The following is a 4,947-nucleotide window of genomic DNA, read 5'->3' as shown; positions in this document are numbered from 1 at the left end:
GAGGGCCGTGAATCATGCGGGCCGCAAAGCCTCAACCTGATTAATGGGTCCTGAGCCTAGCAGGTTCGCGACTTCGCCCGCACCTTCGGTGGTTCGCTCCAGCGTCGGGTCGTGGATCACGACCAGCTCGCCCGCGACTGTCAGGTGAACGTCGAATTCGATGGCATCACACCCCAATTCTGCCGCTTTGCGGAATCCCATCAGCGAGTTCTCGGGCCACAGATTGCGTGCGCCGCGATGTCCCGTGATCGCCGTCATGTATCTCTCCTTCTCAAAGCAATCAGCGGATCGTGGGGTCGAGCTTGTCGCGCAGCCAGTCGCCTACGAGCGAGATCGACAGCGTCGTCAGCATGATCACCACGGCCGGCCCCAGCATGATCCATGGCGCAGTGGTCAGATATTCGCGTCCGAAGCCTACCATGTTGCCGAGGCTCGTATCCGGTGGTTGCACACCCAGCCCGAGGAACGACAGGCCGGATTCCATCAGGATGATCTCGGGGAAAGTCAGCGTCATAGACACGATCAAGGTTGAGGCGACGTTGGGAAGGATGTGGTGAAGGTACACCCGCCGCGGCGTCGCCCCCAGTTGCACCACCGCCGCCGCATAGCCCTGCGCCCCTGCCGAGATGGCGAGCCCGCGGGCGATCCGCGCATAGCGCTCCCACCCGTAAAACCCCATCAGGGCGACAAGCAGGATCATGGACGATCCGAAGAAGGCGAGCACGGCCAGCGACATGATCAGGAAAGGCAGCGCAGCCTGGAAATCCGCCAGCATGACTACGAAATGCTCGACGGCACCCCGGAACTGCGCCGCGAGAAATCCGAGCGTGGTGCCGAAGACGGCCGAAATGATCGTGGCGCCGAACGCGATGACCAGCGAGACGCGGATCGACTGGATCAGGCGGGACAGCACGTCACGCCCCAACTCGTCCGTGCCGAGCCAGTGCCCCGGCGTTCCTGGCGGCGAAAGTCGCGCGGAGAGGTCCATCTGGGTGATCTCGTAGGGCCGGATCAGGTCCGCGAAGACCGCGCAGAGCACCATCAGCGCCAGCCAACTGAGGCCGAAGGCGACAGAGTGTGGAATCCGGAGCTTCGGGCGCAAAGGGACGGCCGGACTGGGGGCCGTTCCGGGTTGGGGGGCAAGAGTCATCTGGCCTCTCCTCTCAATGCGCGGGTTGCGCGCGCAGGCGCGGGTCGAGCCAGCCGTAAAGCAGGTCCACGACGAGGTTCGAAATCACCATCACGGCCGCGATCAACAGAAGGATGCACTGCACCACCGCCAGGTCTCTGTTGGAAACCGAAACGATCAGCAGCCGTCCAATCCCAGGCCAGGAAAAGATAGTCTCCACGACCACCGCCCCGGCGATCAGGGATCCGACCATGAAGCCCGCGATGGTGACGATCGGCACCGCGGCATTGGGAAGGGCATGGCCCCGCACCACGTCGCGCCATGTCACCCCCTTGGCTGAAGCCGTCCGGATGTAGGGCTGGCCCAGCACCTCGATCATGGCCGAGCGCGAGAACCGGGCAAGAATGCCAATGCCCCCGATCGATATGGTTATCGCGGGCAGGATCGCATGTTGCCACGTACCGATCCCCCCCGAGGGCAAGACCCCCAGAGTAACCGCGAAGATCAGCACGAGGACGAGGCCCAAGACGAAGGACGGGATGGTGAAGCCAAGGATGGCAAGGAAGATCACACCGCGGTCGATGGAGCTGTTTCGGTGCAATGCCGCATAGATCCCCGCAGGAATGCCGATCCCGAGCTTCAGGAGCAGCGCGGGAATGGTCAGTTGCAATGTGGCGGGCACGCGCTCGAGAACCAGTTCGATCGCGGACGAGCGATCGCGCATCGACAGGCCGAAATCGCCCGAGAAGATTGCGCCGAGATACGAAGTATATTGCTGCCACAGCGGCGCATCGAGGCCCCATTGCTTGCGGAAGGTGTCGATCACGTCCTGCGGAACGTCGGGACCCAAAAGCACCTCGGCCGGATCGCCGGACATGCGCAGCACGACGAAGGCGAATGTCATCACCGCCAGCACCGTGACCAGCGCGCGCAGCAGACGGAGGGTAACGAAGCGGATCATCGCAGGCTCCTCATGCAGCGCACGTCGCTTGGGCGCCGGGAACATTGTGGCAGGCGGCATCCTGATCGGAGGCAACGCGCTTCAGCGCGGGCGGCTGGCCGCGGCAGATGTCGGTGGCGAAGGAACAGCGTGGATGAAAGGCGCAGCCCTTGGGCCGTCTCGCCGGATCGGGCGGTTCGCCCTGAAGGATCACGCGGCTGTCGAGCTTGCGGCCCGGCTCGGGAACGGACGAGATAAGCGCGCGGGTGTAGGGGTGCCGTGGTGCGTCGAAAACCTCGAAGGCCGGTCCCTCTTCGACGATGCGGCCAAGGTACATCACGGCAACCCGGTCACACAGGTTGCGGACGACTTTCAGGTCATGGCTGATGAAGACCATGCTCAGCTGCCGCTCCTGGCGGAGATCGCGCAGCAGGTTCACCACCTGCGCCTGGATCGACACATCGAGCGCCGAAACAGGCTCGTCGCAAACAAGCAGGTCGGGTGATGTGGCCAGAGCCCGCGCGATTACCACGCGCTGTCGCTGGCCCCCCGACAGTTCGTGTGCGTAGCGCCCGGCCTGATCGGGGCGTAGACCGACGTTCCGCATGAGGTCCTGGACCCGACGAGCGCGTTCTTTCTCATTGCCGAGATCATGAATCTCGAGAGGTTCCCGGATCTGCTGGGCGATGGTGAGCCGCCGGTCCAGTGCGGCCAGAGGGTCCTGGTAAACCATCTGCATTCGTGCTCGCAGCTTCCGCCAGTTCGGCGTCGCGGGCGCGGGCATCGGGACGCCGCCAAACCGGACCTCACCTCCCTGGGCCGGATCGACACCCAGCAGCATCCGGCCGAGCGTCGACTTGCCGGATCCACTCTCACCCACGATCCCGAGGGTTTCACCCGGCATGACCCGTAAGCTCACCCCGTCAACCGCGCGCACCGGCGCAGCTGTAGCGAACAGGCCCTTGCGGCCGTGGTAGATGCGGACAAGCTCGTCCGCCTCGAGCAGCGGGGTCATTGCAGCACGTCCTCTGTCTGGGCAGGCACGTCCGGCTCTGCGGCTAGCGGTTTGAGCGGGTAGGCACAGGCAAGTGCGCGGCCATCGCGCTGCGGCAGGAGCGAGGGGACCTCCTCACTGCAGAACGCCCGGGCGTGGAAGCAGCGGGGCGCAAAGGTACATCCCGAGGGAAGATTGCTCGGATCCGGGACAGTGCCGGGGATCGGCACTAACGGCGTACGCGCACCAAAGAGCCGCGGGAGCGCGTCGAACAAACCGCGCGTGTAAGGGTGTTGCGGGCGATCGAACAGCATGCCGACTTGGCCCTGTTCAACGATCCGGCCAGCGTACATCACGCAGACCCGCTCGCAGACTTGCGCCACCGCCCCGAGGTCGTGGCTGATGAATACCATCGCCATGTTCATCTCGGCTCTGAGACGTGTCAGCAGGTCGAGGATCTGCGCCTGGATTGTCGCGTCCAGTGCCGTCGTCGGTTCATCGGCGATCAAAAGATCCGGCTCTCCTGCGAGCGCCATGGCGATCATGAGTCGTTGGCACTGCCCGCCGGAGAATTCGTGCGGATACAGAGTGAAGCGGCCTTTGGCATCAGGAATGCCGACCAGATCCATTAGCCTCAGCGCCTCGACCTTGGCGGTTTTCCCGGTCATTCCCCGGTGAAGGCGCAGCGCCTCGCATAGCTGCCTTCCGACTTTCAGGACAGGATTCAGGGCGCTCGAGGGGTCCTGGAAGATCATCGCGATGCGACCTCCCCGCACCGACTCGAGCCTTGAACGGGGGGCTCCGGACAAGTCGGTTTCGCCCAGTCGGACAGAGCCGGAAACCGTCGCCTTGGTCGGCAGAAGGCCGAGCGCGGCGAGCCATGTCACTGACTTTCCGCACCCACTTTCACCGACAAGACCCAAGGCCTCGCCGGGGGCAACGTCCAGGTCGACGCCATGCAGAACCGGGACGCCGTCGAACGCTACACGAAGGTCGCGGATCTCGATCAGATTGGACATGGGTTTCCTTTCGCGTCGACAAAGCGAACGCCCGGCGGGCGTAGCTCGCCGGGGTTCTGGTCGTATTGCGATCAGCCGTTGGCCGGCCAGTTCTCAGCACGGAAGTCCATCGCGAAGGCGGGAGCCGCTTTCCAGCCGAGGTCTGACCGCATGCCGGTGAAAACCGCGTTCTGGTGCAGCATCTGGTAGGCTGGGTCCTCGCGCTCGGCGATCTCCAGCATCCGGGCGATCGCCTTCTTGCGCGTGCCACGATCCGTCGAGGTCTCCATCACGAGCGACAATTCGTTGAGTTCGGCGTTCGTCCAGTCCTTCTTCTGCTGGACCTCGCCATTCGGCCCGAACTGCACCACCATGGGGGTGATCGGATCGTTGATCGTGTTCGAAGCAGACCAGTCGCGCACCCCCTTGACGCCCGATGGGTCGTGGATCTGGCCCCAGTTCTCCTTCATCTCGATCTCTACGTTGAGACCGACCTGCTTCCACATTTCGACCATGATCTGGCCGTTCGAAACCTGGTTGGTGTAGTAGTTGTTGAGCAGGCGGTAGGGGATCGCGTCGCCCTTGTAGCCGGCCTGCTTTAGCAAATCCCTGGCCAGCGTCGGGTTGTACTCGGGGACGTGCCACCCTTCGATGAACATGTCCGAGCTGCGGAAGCTCTCGAACTGGAGACCGGCGGGCACATTCGTCATGCCGCCCCAAAGGGCCTGCACGATCGCGTCGCGGTCAATCGCGTGGGTCATCGCACGACGCACCAGCGGGTCGGCCAGGATCTCGTTTTCCGTGTTGAAGCCCGAGATGCGGTGGTTCCAGATGGTTGAGTTCTGAACCTCGAAGCCGTCGGCGTTCATCACGTTGCCGATCTGGT

The 4,947-nt window shown here is 63.8% G+C and carries 6 protein-coding genes; all 6 read right to left on the bottom strand.

The window, feature by feature from the left end; all coding sequences use genetic code 11:
• Positions 1–12: 12 nt before the first annotated feature.
• Positions 13–258, bottom strand: coding sequence for a glycerophosphodiester phosphodiesterase family protein (locus ACFDS3_RS19005; RefSeq protein ID WP_375263913.1), 246 nt, complete (start codon positions 256–258; stop codon positions 13–15).
• A gap of 22 nt (positions 259–280) precedes the next feature.
• Complete coding sequence (locus tag ACFDS3_RS19000) at positions 281–1,150, bottom strand: ABC transporter permease (protein ID WP_375263912.1); 870 nt, start codon at positions 1,148–1,150, stop codon at positions 281–283.
• A 13-nt stretch (positions 1,151–1,163) separates the two neighbouring features.
• Positions 1,164–2,090, bottom strand: coding sequence for an ABC transporter permease (locus ACFDS3_RS18995; protein ID WP_375263911.1), 927 nt, complete (start codon positions 2,088–2,090; stop codon positions 1,164–1,166).
• 10 nt (positions 2,091–2,100) lie between these two features.
• Positions 2,101–3,084, bottom strand: coding sequence for an ABC transporter ATP-binding protein (locus ACFDS3_RS18990; protein ID WP_375263910.1), 984 nt, complete (start codon positions 3,082–3,084; stop codon positions 2,101–2,103).
• The gene (locus ACFDS3_RS18985) at positions 3,081–4,082 is read right to left on the bottom strand and encodes an ABC transporter ATP-binding protein (RefSeq protein WP_375263909.1); all 1,002 of its coding nucleotides are present in this window, start codon (positions 4,080–4,082) and stop codon (positions 3,081–3,083) included. Before ACFDS3_RS18985 ends, ACFDS3_RS18990 begins: the two co-directional genes overlap by 4 nt.
• Positions 4,083–4,153: 71 nt before the next feature.
• Positions 4,154–4,947 (bottom strand): ABC transporter substrate-binding protein (locus ACFDS3_RS18980; RefSeq protein ID WP_375263908.1); only part of this gene is annotated, 794 nt, incomplete at its 5' end.

The organism is Palleronia sp., assembly GCF_042089775.1.
Lineage (GTDB): Bacteria > Pseudomonadota > Alphaproteobacteria > Rhodobacterales > Rhodobacteraceae > Palleronia.
The sequence above is the reverse complement of the archived record's forward strand: the minus strand, read 5'-3'. Positions and strand labels throughout refer to the sequence as shown.